At 68.5% G+C, this 15,413-nt stretch carries 13 protein-coding genes; 3 read left to right on the forward strand and 10 right to left on the reverse strand.

Going from position 1 to position 15,413, the window contains the following annotated elements:
• Position 1 precedes the first annotated feature (1 nt).
• The 4 genes from HV783_RS23765 to HV783_RS23780 form a co-directional block, all read right to left on the reverse strand.
• On the reverse strand, positions 2-1,105 hold the full coding sequence (locus HV783_RS23765; RefSeq protein WP_054501271.1) for a polyamine ABC transporter substrate-binding protein: 1,104 nt from the start codon (positions 1,103-1,105) through the stop codon (positions 2-4).
• 150 nt (positions 1,106-1,255) lie between these two features.
• Positions 1,256-1,921, reverse strand: a complete 666-nt coding sequence (locus HV783_RS23770; RefSeq protein ID WP_437341329.1) for a 3-deoxy-D-manno-octulosonic acid kinase — start codon at positions 1,919-1,921, stop codon at positions 1,256-1,258.
• A 55-nt stretch (positions 1,922-1,976) separates the two neighbouring features.
• A complete protein-coding gene (locus tag HV783_RS23775; RefSeq protein WP_080977355.1) occupies positions 1,977-2,399 on the reverse strand; it encodes a group II truncated hemoglobin in 423 nt (140 codons plus the stop codon).
• The gene (locus HV783_RS23780) at positions 2,399-4,930 is read right to left on the reverse strand and encodes an ABC transporter permease (RefSeq protein ID WP_175189996.1); all 2,532 of its coding nucleotides are present in this window, start codon (positions 4,928-4,930) and stop codon (positions 2,399-2,401) included. The genes HV783_RS23775 and HV783_RS23780 overlap by 1 nt, the downstream gene beginning before the upstream one ends.
• Positions 4,931-5,043: 113 nt before the next feature.
• Here HV783_RS23780 and HV783_RS23785 point away from each other — a divergent pair, with 113 nt between their 5' ends.
• The 3 genes from HV783_RS23785 (at position 5,044) to HV783_RS23795 (ending at position 7,942) form a co-directional block, all read left to right on the forward strand.
• Positions 5,044-6,018, forward strand: a complete 975-nt coding sequence (locus HV783_RS23785) for a TRAP transporter substrate-binding protein (RefSeq protein WP_054434361.1) — start codon at positions 5,044-5,046, stop codon at positions 6,016-6,018.
• 111 nt (positions 6,019-6,129) lie between these two features.
• Positions 6,130-6,630: a TRAP transporter small permease gene (locus HV783_RS23790; protein ID WP_054501275.1), complete on the forward strand. Its 501-nt coding sequence runs from the start codon at positions 6,130-6,132 to the stop codon at positions 6,628-6,630.
• Positions 6,631-6,664: 34 nt separating this feature from the next.
• Positions 6,665-7,942 carry a TRAP transporter large permease gene (locus HV783_RS23795; RefSeq protein WP_054501276.1) on the forward strand — a complete coding sequence of 426 codons (1,278 nt, stop codon included), beginning with the start codon at positions 6,665-6,667 and terminating at the stop codon, positions 7,940-7,942.
• Between the two features lie 839 nt (positions 7,943-8,781).
• Here the strand turns inward: HV783_RS23795 and HV783_RS23800 are convergent.
• The 6 genes from HV783_RS23800 to HV783_RS23825 are packed head-to-tail and all read right to left on the reverse strand — an operon-like array spanning position 8,782 to position 15,393.
• The gene (locus tag HV783_RS23800; protein ID WP_175189997.1) at positions 8,782-9,765 is read right to left on the reverse strand and encodes an ABC transporter ATP-binding protein; all 984 of its coding nucleotides are present in this window, start codon (positions 9,763-9,765) and stop codon (positions 8,782-8,784) included.
• Positions 9,755-10,762, reverse strand: a complete 1,008-nt coding sequence (locus HV783_RS23805; protein ID WP_064528740.1) for an ABC transporter ATP-binding protein — start codon at positions 10,760-10,762, stop codon at positions 9,755-9,757. The genes HV783_RS23800 and HV783_RS23805 overlap by 11 nt, the downstream gene beginning before the upstream one ends.
• Positions 10,759-12,246 carry an amidohydrolase family protein gene (locus HV783_RS23810; RefSeq protein ID WP_116793244.1) on the reverse strand — a complete coding sequence of 496 codons (1,488 nt, stop codon included), beginning with the start codon at positions 12,244-12,246 and terminating at the stop codon, positions 10,759-10,761. Before HV783_RS23810 ends, HV783_RS23805 begins: the two co-directional genes overlap by 4 nt.
• Entirely contained in the window at positions 12,246-13,439 is a 1,194-nt protein-coding gene (locus tag HV783_RS23815) for an amidohydrolase family protein (RefSeq protein ID WP_175189998.1), read from the reverse strand. Before HV783_RS23815 ends, HV783_RS23810 begins: the two co-directional genes overlap by 1 nt.
• A gap of 30 nt (positions 13,440-13,469) precedes the next feature.
• The gene (locus tag HV783_RS23820; RefSeq protein WP_175189999.1) at positions 13,470-14,411 is read right to left on the reverse strand and encodes an ABC transporter permease; all 942 of its coding nucleotides are present in this window, start codon (positions 14,409-14,411) and stop codon (positions 13,470-13,472) included.
• Positions 14,401-15,393 carry an ABC transporter permease gene (locus HV783_RS23825; RefSeq protein WP_054434346.1) on the reverse strand — a complete coding sequence of 331 codons (993 nt, stop codon included), beginning with the start codon at positions 15,391-15,393 and terminating at the stop codon, positions 14,401-14,403. The genes HV783_RS23820 and HV783_RS23825 overlap by 11 nt, the downstream gene beginning before the upstream one ends.
• Between the last annotated feature and the right edge of the window lie 20 nt (positions 15,394-15,413).

A 15,413-nucleotide genomic window follows, 5' to 3' on the forward strand; every position in this document is an offset into this window, starting at 1 on the left:
CTCAGCGCCCCGACTTCAGCTCTGCCCACATGCGCGTCTGCAGGCGCTGGATGTTCAAGGGCTGGGCCTTGATGACATACAGCGACTTGGAGACCTCGGGCGACGGGTAGATCATGGGGTTGTCGGCCACGTCCTTGACCACGTACTTGCGCGCCTCTTTGTTGGCGTTGGGGTAGAACATGGTGTTGGTGATGGCGGCGTGCACCTGCGGCGTCTCGATGTAGTTGATGAACGCCAGGGCCTCTTCCGGATGCGGCGCGTCCTTCGGAATGACCATCAGGTCGAACCAGGCCGGGGCGCCGCCCTTGGGAATGAAGTAGTTCACTTCATACGGCTTCTTGGCCTCCTGGGCGCGCTTGCGGGCGATCATGACGTCGCCCGAGAAGCCGTAGACCATGCACAGGTCGCCCACGGCCAGCTCGTCGATGTAGCCCGACGAGCTGAACTGGCGGATGTACGGACGGATCTGCTTGAGCACGTCCAGCGCGGCCTTGTAGTCGTCCGGGTTGGCGCTGTTGGGGTCCTTGCCCAGGTACTTGAGCACGGCCGGGAACACCTGCGCGGCCTCGTCCAGCATCGAGATGCCGCATTCCTTGAGCTTGGCGGCGTTCTCGGGCTTGAAGATCATGTCCCAGTTGGCCAGGTCGACGTTCTCGCCCATGATCTGCTTGACCTTGGTGACGTTGTAGCCCAGGCCATTGGTGCCGTAGCCCCACGGAATGGCGTATTCGTTGCCGGGATCGACCGAGGCGACCAGCGCCATGACGTCGGGATCCAGGTACTTCCAGTTGGGGATCTTGGACTTGTCCAGCTTCTGGAACAGGCCGGCCTCGATCTGGCGCGAGGCGTAATGCGTGGACGGGACAACGACGTCGTAACCCGATTTGCCGGCCAGCAGCTTGGCCTGCAGCGTGTCGTTGCTGTCGTAGACGTCGTAACGGACCTTGATGCCGGTTTCCTTCTCGAAACCCGAGATCGTGTCCGGGGCCGTGTACTCGGCCCAGTTGTAGACGTTGACGACCTTGTTCTGCGCCATCGCCGCCGACGTGGCTGCCGCGACCAGCATCGTCCCCAGCGCCCAGCGCATTCCCGCCCGTAGTTTCATTACCAGCCCCCCAGCGATATGCCGTAAGTTACAGGAGTACCAAAAGGCGGAATCATAAAGCCTTTTAGCGCTGGCCTGCCCAACTTTACCGGGAGATTTAGCGTAATTTGGCGCAATTGGGCCCGGATCAGGCCCGTGGCGCCGCCTGCCTCAAGGCTGTACGCCGACCCCCCAGGCGGTCCAGTAGCTATCGCGCAGTTTGAGCCAGAAACGCTCGCCGTCCTCCCCGGCCACCTTGACCAGGGAGCGGCGCAGGCGTTCCAGGTTGCCCTGGCGCTGGCGGTCGGACAGCCCGCCCTGGGTGCCGCGGTCGAAATCGATCAGCCAGACCCGGCCGTCCGAGCCGATCAGGATGTTGAAGGCGTTCAGGTCGGCGTGCCAGACGCCAGCCCGGTGCATGCGCACGATGGCCTCGGCCACCGGCTGCCACAGGGGTTCGGCCAGCGCCTGGGCCAGCGGCCGCACGCCCGGGATGCGCTCGACCACGATGGCGGCGCGGTAGGTCGGGCCCTGGCGCCAGTAGGCCGCGGCCAGGGGAGCCGGCACCGGTAGCCCCTGGGCGCGCATCGCGGCCAGCAGGCGGAATTCACGGAAGCTGCGGGTGCGGGCCTCGCCCGCCCACAGATAGGTGTCGCGGCTGAGCTTGGCGATCAACCCGCCGCGCCGGTAGCGCCGCAGCACGCCCTGCCAGCCCAGCCCCTGCACGAACCAGGCCGCCTGGCGGCCGCCGGCGTCCACCGGCCGGGCGCGCTCGCCATAGTGGGCCGGGTTGAACAGTTCCGGGCCGGATTCGCCCAGGCGCGGATCGGCCAGCATGGCGCCGGCCAGCGGCGCCGGCCAGCGGTGGCGCCGGGCGCCGGAGGGATCCCGCTCAGCCTTCACGGTTGCGCATCCAGTCGGCCACGCCGAAGAACGATTGCAGCAGGCGCTCGACCAGGGCGGGGTCGATGCCCTCGTCCTCCATGGCGCGGCCCATGCAGGCCACCCATTGGTCGCGCTCGATCTCGCCGATCGAGAACGGCAGGTGCCGCGCCCGCAGGCGCGGATGGCCGAAGCGCTCTATATAGTGGTCCGGGCCGCCGAAATAGCCGCACAGGAACCAGAACAGCTTGTCGCGGGCCTGGTCCAGGCTGGGGCCATGCGCGGCGCGCAGTTCCTTCAGGTCCGGCTCCATGTCCATCAGGTCATAGAAACGGTCGACCAGGGCACGCACGCCGGGCTCGCCGCCCAGGAGATCGAAAATGCTGCGGGAGGTTTCCACGGGTTCGGCAGGGGTTTGGACGGAAGTCGTCATCAGGTTTCTCTCAGGGTGACCAGCGGCGGGGTGCGCAGCACGCCGCGCAGCGCCAGCGCGCCACCGGCCCAGGCGCCGAGCATACCCGCGCCGACCCCCACCAGCCAGGGCCAGAGGCTGAGGGTAATCGTGAAATCGAACACCTGGGTTGATAAAACCCAAGCGATCGCGCTGGCGCCGGCCGCCGCCAGCAGGCCGGCCAGGCCGCCCACGGCCCACAGCTCGATGCGCTGCGAACGCGCCAACTGGCGCCGGGTGGCGCCCAGCGCGCGCAGCACCGCGGCTTCGCGCATGCGTTCGTCGCGGGTGGCGGTCAGCGCGGCCGACAGCACCAGCACGCCGGCCGCCAGCGTGAACAGGAACAGTAGCTGCACCGCGCGGCCGACCTCGTTGAGCACCGATTGCAACTGTTGCAGGATGGCGCCCACGTCGAACACCGTCAGGTTCGGGAACTGCCGCACCAGCGCGGGCAGCACCTGGGCCTTTTCCGGCGGCAGGTAGAAGGACGTGATCCAGCTTTGCGGCATGTCGGCCAGGGTTTCAGGCGTCAGGATGGCGAAAAAATTGACGCGCATCGTATCCCAATCCACCCGCCGGGTGCTGGAGACGGCCACCTCGAACTGCTGGCCGGCCACGTCGAAGGTCATCTTGTCGCCCAGCTTGATGCCCAGGGTCTTGGCCAGGCCCGACTCCAGCGACACCTCGGCCGAGCCCGGCTTGAGCCAGCGGCCCTGCTCGATGCGGTTGGACGACGGCATCTGCTCGCCGTAGGACAGGTTGAATTCGCGGTCCACCAGGCGCTTGGCGCGCGGTTCCTCGTAATCGTCCGGTCCCACCGGCTTGCCGTTGACGGCGATCAGGCGGCCGCGCACCATCGGCGACAGCACGATCCGGCCCAGCCCCTCGCGGGTCAGCGCGTCGGTCACGGCCTGGCGCTGGTCGGGCTGCACATTGATGAGGAAGCGGTTGGGCGCGTCCGGCGGCAGCGTGCGCTGCCAGCCCTGGATCAGGTCGGTGCGGGTCATGGCCAGCAGCAGCAGGGCCATCAGGCCCACCGCCAGCGCGCACACCTGGGTGATGGTGGCGGCGCGCCGGCGCACCACGCCGGCCAGCGCGAACCGCAGCGCCGGCAGGCCGGCGGCCAGGCCGCGCAAGCGTGCCAGGCCCAGGATGCAAAGCCAGGCCACCAGCGCGAACAGCGCGAACGCCCCCAGGAACCCGCCCGCCACCACGCCGCCCAGCCTGGCGTCGCCGGCGAACCACCAGATCAGCAGCGCGAAGCCGACCGCGCCGACGCCATAGCCGAGCGCGCTGCGCGCGCTGATGACGTCGGCGTCGCGCCGCAGCACCCGCGCCGGCGGCACGTGGCGCAACTGCGCCAGGGCCGGCAGGGCGAAGCCCAGCAACAGCAGGAGGCCGGTCAGCAGGCCCTGCAGGGCCGGAACGGCCGAGGGCGCCGGCAAGGTCGTGTCGATGAGCGAACCCAGCAGCATCACCAGCACCTGGTGCACCGCATAGCCCAGCAGGCAGCCCGCCGCCGAAGCGAACAGGCCGACCAGCGCGAATTCCAGGGTCAGCATGCGCGAGACCTGCGACTGCACCGCCCCCAGGCAGCGCATCACGGCGATGCCGTCGCGGTGGCGCGTCATGTAACGGCCCGCCGCCAGCGCCACCGCCACGGCCGAGATCAGCACCGCCAGCAGCGCCACCAGCGACAGGAAGCGCTGCGCCCGGTCCAGGGTGCGGCGCACCTCGGGCCGGCCCGATTCCAGCGTGGCGACCTTCTGGCCGCGCTTGAGGTTCTGGCCCAGCCAGGCGGAGTAGCCGGCCACCGCGTCCGGCTGGCCCGCCACCAGCAGGGCGTAGCCGATGCGGCTGCCGGGCGCGATCAGCCCGGTGGCCGGCAGGTCGCTGGCGCGCAGCATCACCCGCGGCGCGACGTTGACGAACTGCATGCCGCGGTCCGGCTCATAGGTGATGACCCGGTCGATGCGCAGGTGGGCGTCCCCCACGTTGAGGGTGTCGCCGACCTTCAGGCCCAGCAGCGACAGCAGTTGGCCGTCCACCCAGACCGCGCCCTCGGGGGGGATGTCGCGGGTGGGGCCGTCGGGATTGAACGGCGCGTCGGTCACCCGCAGGGCGCCGCGCAGCGGATAGCCCGGCTCGACCGCCTTCAGGGCCGCTAACTGGGCGCCGTCGCCCGCGCTGACCATGGACGGGAACTGCCAGGTATTGGAGACGGACAGGCCGCGTTCGCGGGCCTGGTCGAGGAAGGCGGCCGGTACCGGCTCGTCGGCGTCCAGCACCAGGTCGGCGCCCAGCATCTGCCCGGCGTCGCGCTCCAGCGCCCGGCTGACGCGGTCGGCCAGGAAGCCGACGCTGGTGACGGCGGCCACCGCCACCACCAGGGCCAGCACCAGCAGCCGCAGCTCGCCGGCGCGGGCGTCGCGCATCATCATGCGGGCGCCCAGCGCCAGGGTGGTCCAAAAGCCGGGGCGCCTGGCCCGTGAGACATCAGGGAAATCCATCATCTGCCAATGTTAACCAACGGCCGGAATGGGGGCCGAATCCCGCTATCATGCGCGAAGCGCCTTGCGGCGCCGCATACCCACTGCAAAAAAATACCGAATCCCTGGAGAAGACAATGCGTAAATCCTGGCTCGCGGCCACGATCCTGGCCGCCTGCGCGGTCGCCGCGCCCCTGGCCGCCTCGGCCCAGACTCCCCTGAAGATGGCCTATGCCCTGTCGACGTCGTCGCACTATGGCGCCGGCGCCGACGCCCTGGCCAAGTCGATCGAGGCGTCCAGCAACGGCAAGTACAAGGTACAGCAATTCGCCAACAGCGCGCTGGGCGGCGAACGCGAGGTGATCGAAGGCCTGCAGATCGGCACCATCGACCTGGCCATCGTCTCGACCGGCGCCACCCTGAACTTCGTGCCCGAGACCGGCGTCTTCGACATCCCCTTCCTGCTGCGCGACCTGCAACATGCACGCAACGTGCTCGACAGCAAGATCGGACAGGATATGCTGGCAAAGTTCCCCAGCCGCGGCATCATCGCGCTGGCCTGGGGCGAACAGGGCTTTCGCCACCTGACCAACAACGTGCGTCCGGTCAAGACGCCGGCCGACGCCAAGGGCCTGAAGATCCGCACCACGGAAAACCCGATCCACATCACCGCCTTCCGCCAGATCGGCATCCTGCCGACCCCGATGGCCTGGCCGGAAGTGGCCACCGCCCTGCAGCAGGGCACGATCGACGGCCAGGAAAACCCGCTGTCGGTCATCACCTCGGCCAAGCTGTCGCAGATGCAGAAGTACCTGGCGCTGACCGGCCACGTCTACGGCCCGGCGCTGGTGCTGATGTCGTCCAACGTCTATGACGGACTGTCGGCCGAGGACAAGGCCAAGTTCGACAAAGCCGGCAAAGAATCGGCCCAGGCCATGCGCGCCTACGTCGACAACATCGAGAAGACCGGCGTCGAGCAGCTCAAGAAGGAAGGCATGCAGGTCACGGAAGTCGACCGCGCCGCCTTCGCCGCCGCCGTCGAGCCGGCCTACCCCGAGTACTACAAGAAGTTCGACAAGAAGCTGATCGAGTCGATCCGCGACACCAAGTAAGCGCAAGGCCGGCACGGCGCGAGGCGCCGGGATGACGAAAGCGAATTTCGTCCCCGGCGGCGCCTGCCGCTCCGCCCTCCGCGCGCTCCGCCATCCGTCCTGGAAACCCCCATGCGTCTGCTCTGCGCCTTCGACCGCATCCTGTTCAAGCTGGTGTCGGTCATCGCCCAACTCCTGCTGGTGGCCGCCGCGGCCGCCGCCTTCTACCAGGTCATCGCCCGCTTCGTGCTGCATTCGCCCGCCGACTGGAGCGAGGTGCTGACCCGCGCCCTGCTGATCTGGACGGTGCTGCTGGGCGTGGCCCTGGCCTTCCGCCACGGCGCCATGATCAGCGTCGAACTGCTGCGCAACCTGCTGGGCGGCATGCGCCGCCGCATCCTGGAAGCCGTCATCGGCCTGGTCTGCGCCGGCTTTCTCGGCTTCATCGCCTGGATCGGCGGCCAGATGACCTACCGCGTGCGTTTCCAGAACGTGCCCAGCCTGGACATCTCGATCTCCTGGATCTACCTGGCGATCCCGGTGGGCGCGACGCTCGCCGCCGTCGCCGTGCTGGCGCGCTGGTGCGCCGGCGAGGAAGACAACACGCCCGTGCGCAACGACGCGCAGGGTTGAGCCCCCGTCCCGAATCCAAGCAGCCGATATCGCCATGTCCCAATTAATGATTGTCTCGATGCTGATTTTCTTCGGGCTGTCCGTGCCGGTCGCCGTGTCGATCGGGCTGGCCAGCCTGGCGGGGGTCGGCGCCGCCAACCTGCCCTGGCTGGTGGTGGCCCAGCAGCTTTATGCCGCGCTGGACAAGTACCCGCTGGTCGCGATCCCGTTCTTCATCCTGGCCGGCAACCTGATGGAAGCCGGCGGCATCTCCGAACGCATGGTGGAGTTCGCCAAGAGCGTGGTCGGCGGCATCCAGGGCGGCCTGGCCTGCACCTGCGTGCTGACCTGCATGATCTTCGCCGCCGTGGCCGGCTCCAGCGTCGCCACCACCTTCGCGGTCGGCGCCATCCTGATCCCGGCCATGATCCGCCACGGCTACCCCGCCCCCTTCGCCGCGTCATTGCAGGCCAGCGCGGCCGAGCTGGGCGTGATCATCCCGCCGTCGATCCCGATGATCCTGTTCGCGGTGTCCACCGACACCTCCACCGGCGAGCTGTTCATCGCCGGCGTCATGCCCGGCATCCTGATCGGCGTGGCGCTGATGTTCTACGTCTGGCTCTACGCCAAGCGCAACAACCTGGGCAAGCGCGACGGCGAAGGCCGCCTGCCGCTGTGGCCGGCCTTCAAGCGCGCCTGGCTGGCGCTGATGATGCCGGTCATCATCCTGGGCGGCATCTACGGCGGCGTCTTCACCCCGACCGAGGCCTCGGTGGTGGCGGTGATGTACGCGGTGGTGGTGGGCAAGTTCATCTACCGCCGCCTGAGCTTCAGGCAGTTGTCGGACACGCTGCACAAGTCGGTCGTGTCCACCGCCGTGATCATGTTCGTGATCGCCAACGCCGGCGTGTTCAGCTTCCTGCTGAACCGCGCCGGCATCCCCGATGCGCTGGGCGTGTGGCTGGCGCAATTGTTCGACACCCAGTTCTCGTTCCTGATGGGCGTGAACCTGGCGCTGTTCGTGATCGGCATGTTCATCGAGACCTCGGCCTCGATCGTGGTGCTGGCCCCGCTGCTGCTGCCGGTGGCGCTGAAGTTCGGCGTGGACCCGGTGCACTTCGGCATCATCATGGTGGTCAACCTGGCCCTGGGCATGATCACGCCGCCGTTCGGGGTGAATCTGTTCGCGGCCTGCGCGGTGGCGAAGCTGCCGTTGGAGCGGTTGATCAAGCCGTTGATTCCGTTCGTGGGGGTGGTGATTGTTTGTCTGATGGTGATTACTTATTGGCCGGGGTTGTCGTTGGGACTACGGGATTTGGTTTATTCGAAGTAGGTTTTTTGATTGCGGGGGGGGCTTCGTAGGCCGCCTGTTGCGGCGGGGTGGGCCGGGTGGGGCGCCAACGATTGCGGTCCGGAGCGTTCGCTCCGGACTGCCCTATCCTCATCCTCGTAGTCGCCTGCGGCGACTGCCTTCGGATTCCGTCGGGCGCATCGACGGCGCCCCACCCGGCCCACCCCGCCGCAACAGGCTACCGGCATCCAGACATGGGGCGCTGCTACATCGAGGTGTGGGGAGAGAGATTTGCGGGGCCCGCCCCAGGCCGGCCGCGCGGGCGGCCTTTTGGGGCTTACGCGGGGTCTTGCGTCGGGATGATGACGCTATCGCGTGTGGGAATGGCGAAATCGAGTGCTATTGAGAGATCGTAGGCACCAAGACTGTTTGTGGTCGGCGCGCGAAGCTCCTCACAAGCAATACGGTGCACATCGCGCCGACCACCACCGCCCCTCCCCCTGACGTGCGGAACCACCAGAAAACCGCTCGCCACCCGCGCACAGCGCCCCCGCCCCACATTCAGATGCACAGACGCCCAGCGTGGCCGCCCGCGCGGCCGCGATGGGCAGCCCTGCAGGTTTCGTGCCCTGCACACAGGTCTAGCAACGCAACAAGCCAAGACGCTCGTAGCCCCTCGGTCGGGCGGACCCGATGGCGGGCAACCTCGATGCGCCCGACGGAATCCGAAGGAGTCGCCGAAGGCGAGGACGAGGATGAGGCAGGGGCAGTCCGGAGCGAACGCTCCGGACCGCAATCGTGGGCGCCCGCCATCGGGTCCGCCCGACCGAGGGGCGACCTACGAAGCCCGCTCCCGCACCAAAACCCCACCAGGAAAGCCATCAAGCCGCCTGCAGAACCGCCCACTCCACGGCATGACACCGCACCTCACGCCCGCCAACAACCGCCACCTCAGGCGCCCTCTCCCGACACACCGCCCTCGCGTTCGGGCACCTCGGATGAAACGTGCACCCGCTCGGCGGTTGAATCGGATTCGGCACCTCGCCGCCCATCGGCTCGCGGTCGCGCCTGGGGGAGTCCAGATCTGGAATCGTATCCAGCAGCATTCTTGTGTACGGATGTTCCGGCGCATCGAACAACTCGTCCGCCGGCGCCTGCTCCACGATCCGGCCCAGATACATCACCGCCACCCGGTCCGACACGTGGCGCACCACCGACAGATTGTGGCTGATGAACACATACGTCAGGCCGAACTCCTTCTGCAGATCGCCCATCAGGTTCAGGATCTGCGCCTGCACCGACACATCCAGCGCCGAGGTCGGCTCGTCGCACACCAGGAATTCGGCTTGCGTCGCCAGCGCCCGCGCGATCGAAATGCGTTGGCGCTGGCCGCCCGAGAACTCGTGCGGATAGCGCGACGCGTCGTTCGGCGACAGGCCCACCAGGGTCAGCAGTTCCTCCACCCGGCGCCGCGTCTCGGCCGGCGTGGCGCGCAGGCCCAGCGTGATGATAGGCTCGGCCACGATCGCGCCCACCCGCCAGCGCGGATTCAGGCTGGCGTACGGGTCCTGGAAAATCATCTGCGGATGCAGCGCGCCGCCCGTGCGGCTGCGGCCATAGCGCAGCGTGCCGCGGGACGGCGCCACCAGGCCCACCAGCAGCTTGGCCAGCGTCGACTTGCCGCAGCCGGACTCGCCGACAATGCTCAGCGTGGTGCCGCGCGGCACCGCCAGCGACACGCCGTCGACCGCCTTGAGCGTCTGCGGCGGCTGGCGCGACAAGGTGCGTTCGAGCCAGGGCGGCGAAACGTCGAACCAGCAGGCCAGGTCATCGGCCCGCAACAGGATGTCATCGTCATGCGGCATGGGCAACGCCTCCTTGGTGCAGCCAGCAGGCGCTGAGGGTCGCGCCCGACGGGGTGGACGCCAGCGCCGGGCGGTCCATGCCGCAGCGCGGACCGGCCTGGCCGCAGCGCGGATGGAAGGCGCAGCCGTCCGGCATCGCGTGCAGGCGCGGCATGGCGCCGTCGATCTGGTTCAGGCGCGCGGCGCGCTGGCGCAGGCCGGGAATCGCGTTCATCAGGCCCTGCGTATACGGATGGCCGGGGCGCCGCAGCACCTCCAGCACCGGGCCGATCTCGACGATGCGGCCGGCGTACATCACCGCCACCCGATCGGCCGTCTCGGCGATCACACCCATGTCGTGCGTCACCAGCAACACCGAGGTGCCCTGCTCGCGGCACAGCCGGCGCAGCAGCGCGGTGATCTGCGCCTGCACCGACACGTCCAGCGCGGTGGTCGGCTCGTCGGCGATGATCAGCCGCGGCCGCGCCGCCAGCGCCAGCGCGATCACCACCCGCTGACGCATGCCGCCGGAGAACTGGTGCGGATAGTGGTCGATGCGACGGTCCGCCGCCGGAATGCCGACCGCCAGCAGCAGTTCGAGCGCGCGCTGGCGGGCCGCGGCGGCCGACACCTTGTCGTGGTGGCGGATGGTCTCGATCAGTTGGTCCCCTACGGTGAACAGCGGGTGCAGGCTGGTCAGCGGATCCTGGAAGATCGCGCCGATCTCCTTGCCACGCAGTTGCTGACGCGCGCGGGCCGGCAGGTTGTCGATGCGGCGGCCAGCCAGGTGAATCTCGCCGCCGCCCAGGCGGCCCGGCGGTTCCAGCAGGCCGATCACGGCCATGCCGGTCAGCGACTTGCCGGCGCCGGACTCGCCCACCATGCCCAGGATCTCGCCCGGCTGGATGTCGAAACTGATATCGCGCGTGGCCACCAGGAGGCCGTGGCGGGAAGGAAACTCCACCGACAGGCCGCGCACCGACAGGGTGGGCGCGGCGGGATTCGGAACGGTCGTCATGACGGGCTCCTCGGAAATCTCGGGTAGCTGGAGGAAAAGATCTCGTCGACCGGCGGATGGCCCCAGGTGCGGTCGGGGTAGCGTGCCACCAGCCGGTCGAACTGCGCTTGCGCCTGGTCCTGCGCCAGCCGGGCATCGAAGCCGGGAATGCGGCCATTGACCATGACGAAGCGGCCGTCGATCACCACCTGCGACACGTCGCGGCCGCTGCCGCCGACCATCAGCGTCTGGATCGGATCGATCAACTGGCCGTTGCGGTCGTGGGAAAAATCGAACACCACGATGTCAGCCTTGGCGCCCGGCGCCAGCCGCCCCAGGTCGGCACGGCCCAGCGCGTCGGCCCCGCCCACCGTGGCGGCGTCGTAATAGTCTTCCGAGCGCACCGCCTCGGTGGACTGGTCCATCACCCGGCACAGCATCATGCCGACCTGCATGTTCAGCACCATGTCCGGCGGCCAGGTGTCGGTGCCCATGCCGATCTTCACGCCCAGCTTGCGGTAGCGGGCGAACGATTCCAGCGTGGCGCCATGGCGCGCCGATACCAGCGGACAATGCACCACCGTGGCGCCGCCGTCGCGGATGATCTCCAGGTCCTGCCCCGGCCGCTCGATCTGGCGCGAGCCGGACACGTAGGTGCCGTGCGGCAGCAGCGCGCGCTCGGACAGAAAGCCCAGGCTGCGCAGCCATTCGGGCGGGCTCATGCCGTGCTGCGCCAGCACCAGGTCGTATTCCAGGCGCGACTGGCAGCAATGCAGGCGGATCGGGATGGCGCGTTCACGCGCCGCGGCGGCCGAGGCGCGCAGCAGCTCGGGCGTGCAGGTCTCGATGCGGTCCGGCGACAGCATGGCGCGCACCCGGCCGTCGTACAGGCCCTCGACCTCGTCGGCGAACGCCACCGCCTGTTCCAGTCCGGCCATGCCGCGCGCCGCATCGTAATGGCAGCGGATGCGTCCTTCCCCGTCCACATAGGTGTGGCCGCTGCGATAGGCCGGCCCCAGGTAGACGCGCAGCCCCAGTTCGCCGGCGGTGCGAGCCGCCGACAGGAATTCCTCGCGGGTCTCGCCCCACACGCGGTAGAACAGCGAGGCGATCGGCAGCGCGGTGGTGATGCCGTTGCGGATCAACTGGGCGAAGGCATAGCGCTTCTGGAACGCCAGCTCGTCCGGCGTATACATCTCGTACGGGCCGCGCTGCATATACGTGTCGGGCCAGATGCGGCCCTTGCGCCAGGCCGGCGAGTTGTCGAAACCCAGGATGGTCGTGTCCAGGTCCGACAGCGCATCCAGGTCGACGAAGCCCGGGCCGATCAGGGCGCGGCCATAGTCGTGGCGCCGCGCCACCGGGCCCGGATAGCGCGGACCGACATAGACGATGCGGTCGCCCTGGAACACCACCTCGCCATTCTCGTAGAGGCAGTGGCGGCCGTTTTCGTGGCCGACCACCCAGCGCGCGGTCAGCAGCGTGGCGTCGTCGCGAGCGGCCATCACGGCGCCTCCACCAGCGCGCGGCCATCGCGCGCCACCACCCGGCCGCGCTTGACCACCAGCTTGCGCACCGGGCGCGAGACGATCGCCTCGGCCACCGTCTCGGCGTCCACCAGCACGAAGTCGGCGTGGCAGCCCGGCGCCAGGCCGTAGTCCGCCAGGTCCATGACGCACGCATTGCCATAGGTCGCCACGTGTAGCGCCAGCGCCAGTTCGTCGTCGCGGCGGAAGTTGTTGCGCAGGCCCACCAGCATGGTGCGTTCCAGCATGTCCGGCTTGCCGTAGGGGCCCCAGGTGTCGCGCATGCCGTCGTTGCCGGTACAGACGGTGACCCCGGCCGCGTGCAGCCGCGCCACATTGGGCACCGGACGCGAGGCCGAGCCGGTCGTCATGATATGCACGCCCGCCTCCACCAGCCCGTCCACCAGCCCCTGCACCGCCTGCGCGTCGGGCATGCCCAGGCAGAACGAATGCGACAGCGTCACCTTGCCCTGCATGCCCAGCGCCAGCACCCGGTCGATGGTCATCTGCATCGAGAACGCGCCCAGCTCGCCCGCCTCATGCAGATGGATGTCAATCGGCTTGCCATACTTGTCGGCCAGGGCGAAGACCGCGTCCAGGTGGCCCTTGGGGTCGCGGTCCATACCGGCCGGATCCAGCCCGCCGACCACGTCCGCCCCCATCCGCAGGGCCTGCTCCATCAGTTCCAGCGTGCCCGGGCGGATCAGCAGCCCGCTCTGCGGAAACGCCACGATCTGCACGTCGATCTGGTCGCGGTACTGGTCGCGGGCGCGCATCACGCCCTCGATCGCCGCCACGCCAATGTCGGTGTCCACGTCGACGTGGCTGCGGATGTGACTGGTGCCGTCGGCCACCGACATCACCAGTTGCCGCGCCGACTGGCGATAGGGATCGATCCCCAGGCGGCGCTTCTCGGCGCGCTCGTTCTCGATCTTGTCGATCAGGCGCGGCCCCACCTCGTTGCGATACCAGGGCATGCCGTACAGGGTCTTGTCCAGGTGCGCGTGGGCGTCGATCAGGCCGGGAAGCAGCAGCGCGCCGCCGCCATCGACGCGCGGCACGCTGTTCGGCACCGCGCCATCCATGGCCGCGAAGCGGCCGTCGCGCACCAGCACCGAGGTGGATGCGCCACCCGCCGGCCGCACGTGGGTATACAGGGTTGCGTTGTCCATGGTTCTCTTGTCTCCGTGTTCTTGCCGCGCTCAGCGCAGGCGGGGATTGAGGGCGTCGCGCAGCCAGTCGCCCAGCAGGTTCACCACCAGCACCACCAGGCTCAGGTACAGCGCGGGAAACACCACCACCCACCACTGCCCCGAGAACAGGTACTGGTTGCCCAGCCGGATCAGGGTGCCCAGCGACGGCTCGGTCGGCGGCATGCCCACGCCCAGGAAGCTCAGGGTGGCCTCGATCAGGATCGCCAGGCCCAGGTTCAGGGTCGCGGTCACCATCACCGGCGTCAGCGTGTTCGGCAGGATGTGGGTCAGCATGATGCGCAGCGGGCTGACCCGGATCAGCCGCGCCGCCTGCACGTATTCCTTGCCGCGCTCGACCAGCGCCGAGGCGCGCACGGTGCGGGCGTACTGCACCCAGTTGGTCATCGAGATCGCCAGGATCAGGATCACCGCCGATAGCGTCTCGCGCAGGCCCGGCGGCAGCAGTTGCCGGAACACCGCCGTCACCAGGATCGCCACCAGGATGGTGGGAATGCTCAGCAGCGTGTCGCCCAGGCGCATCAGCGCATTGTCGATCCAGCCGCCGAAATAGCCGGCCGCCAGTCCCACCAGCAGACCGATCGCCAGCGACAGCACCACCGTGGCCAGCCCGATCACCAGCGACATGCGCGAGCCATACAGGATCGCCGACCAGACATCGCGCCCCTGGGTGTCGGTGCCCAGCAGGAACTGGGCCTCGCCGCCCGCGATCCAGCGCGGCGGCAGCTCGGCGTTGAGCAGGTCGAGCTGCGCCAGGTCGTAGGGGTTCTGCGGCGCGATCCAGGGCGCGAACAGCGCCAGCAGCACCACGGCGATCAGCACCACGCCCGCCCCCATCGCCACCGGATCCTGCCGCAGGCTCCACCACAGGTCGCCCTGGAAGATGCGCGCCAACCGGCCGCGGCCCGCGTTCGACATCGGTTTAGTGAGCATTGGCGCCTCCCTTGACGTGCTGGCTGCGCAGGCGCGGATCGACCACGCCGTACATCATGTCCACCAGCGTGTTCAGCGCCACGAAGATGAAGGACACGATCACCAGATAGGCGGCCATGACGGGAATGTCCACGAACATGACCGATTGGATGAACAGCAGGCCCATGCCGGGCCACTGGAACACGGTTTCCGTGATGAGCGCGAAGGCGATCAGGTTGCCGATCTGCATGCCGGTCACGGTGATGACCGGCATCAGGCAATTGCGCAGCGCCAGCCGGAAATGCACCACCCGGTCCGGCAGGCCGCGGGCGCGGGCGAATTTGATGAACTCGGTGCGCAGCGTCTCCAGCATCTCGGCCCGCACCAGCCGCATGATCAGCGTGATCTGAAACAGCGCCAGCGTGATCGACGGCAGCACCAGCGCGGCGCGGCCCGAGGGCGTCAGCAGGCCGGTGGTCCAGCCGCCGATGCGCACCGTGTCGCCGCGCCCGAAACCGGGCAGCCAGCCCAACTGCACCGAGAACACCAGGATCAGCATGATGCCGACCACGAAGCTGGGCAGCGAAATCCCCAGGATCGAGACGAACTGCAGCGCCTGCGCCAGGCGCGACTTGCGGTAGATGGCGGTCAGCACGCCCAGCGGCACCCCGATCACCAATGACAGCAGCGTCGCCATCATCACCAGCTCGAACGTCGCCGGGAAGCGCTCGGCCACCAGCGCGAACACATCCTGCTGGTTGCGGTAGGAAATGCCGAACTCGCCGCGCGCCGCGTTGGCGACGAAGTGCACGAACTGCATGCCGACCGAGGCGTTCAGGCCCAGCCGCTCGCGCAGCTCGTCGCGCTGCGTCTGCGAGGCCTGCTCGTTGAGCATCATGTCGACCGGGTCGCCGACGAAACGGAAAATCACGAAGGCCAGCAACGCCACGGCCAGCATCACGCCGACCGCATTGCAGACCCGCCTAACTATGAACGCCAGCATGTGCGCCTCCTGTCAGCCCC

The sequence above is a fragment of the Achromobacter dolens genome (assembly GCF_902859745.1).
Lineage (GTDB): Bacteria > Pseudomonadota > Gammaproteobacteria > Burkholderiales > Burkholderiaceae_B > Achromobacter > Achromobacter dolens.

Coding starts and splice junctions, on each gene's coding strand:
- HV783_RS23765 (WP_054501271.1), bottom strand. CDS start 1,105: ATGAAACTACGGGCGGGAATGCGCTGGGCGCTGGGGACGATGCTGGTC.
- HV783_RS23770 (WP_437341329.1), bottom strand. CDS start 1,921: ATGCTGGCCGATCCGCGCCTGGGCGAATCCGGCCCGGAACTGTTCAAC.
- HV783_RS23775 (WP_080977355.1), bottom strand. CDS start 2,399: ATGACGACTTCCGTCCAAACCCCTGCCGAACCCGTGGAAACCTCCCGC.
- HV783_RS23780 (WP_175189996.1), bottom strand. CDS start 4,930: ATGATGGATTTCCCTGATGTCTCACGGGCCAGGCGCCCCGGCTTTTGG.
- HV783_RS23785 (WP_054434361.1), top strand. CDS start 5,044: ATGCGTAAATCCTGGCTCGCGGCCACGATCCTGGCCGCCTGCGCGGTC.
- HV783_RS23790 (WP_054501275.1), top strand. CDS start 6,130: ATGCGTCTGCTCTGCGCCTTCGACCGCATCCTGTTCAAGCTGGTGTCG.
- HV783_RS23795 (WP_054501276.1), top strand. CDS start 6,665: ATGTCCCAATTAATGATTGTCTCGATGCTGATTTTCTTCGGGCTGTCC.
- HV783_RS23800 (WP_175189997.1), bottom strand. CDS start 9,765: ATGCCGCATGACGATGACATCCTGTTGCGGGCCGATGACCTGGCCTGC.
- HV783_RS23805 (WP_064528740.1), bottom strand. CDS start 10,762: ATGACGACCGTTCCGAATCCCGCCGCGCCCACCCTGTCGGTGCGCGGC.
- HV783_RS23810 (WP_116793244.1), bottom strand. CDS start 12,246: ATGGCCGCTCGCGACGACGCCACGCTGCTGACCGCGCGCTGGGTGGTC.
- HV783_RS23815 (WP_175189998.1), bottom strand. CDS start 13,439: ATGGACAACGCAACCCTGTATACCCACGTGCGGCCGGCGGGTGGCGCA.
- HV783_RS23820 (WP_175189999.1), bottom strand. CDS start 14,411: ATGCTCACTAAACCGATGTCGAACGCGGGCCGCGGCCGGTTGGCGCGC.
- HV783_RS23825 (WP_054434346.1), bottom strand. CDS start 15,393: ATGCTGGCGTTCATAGTTAGGCGGGTCTGCAATGCGGTCGGCGTGATG.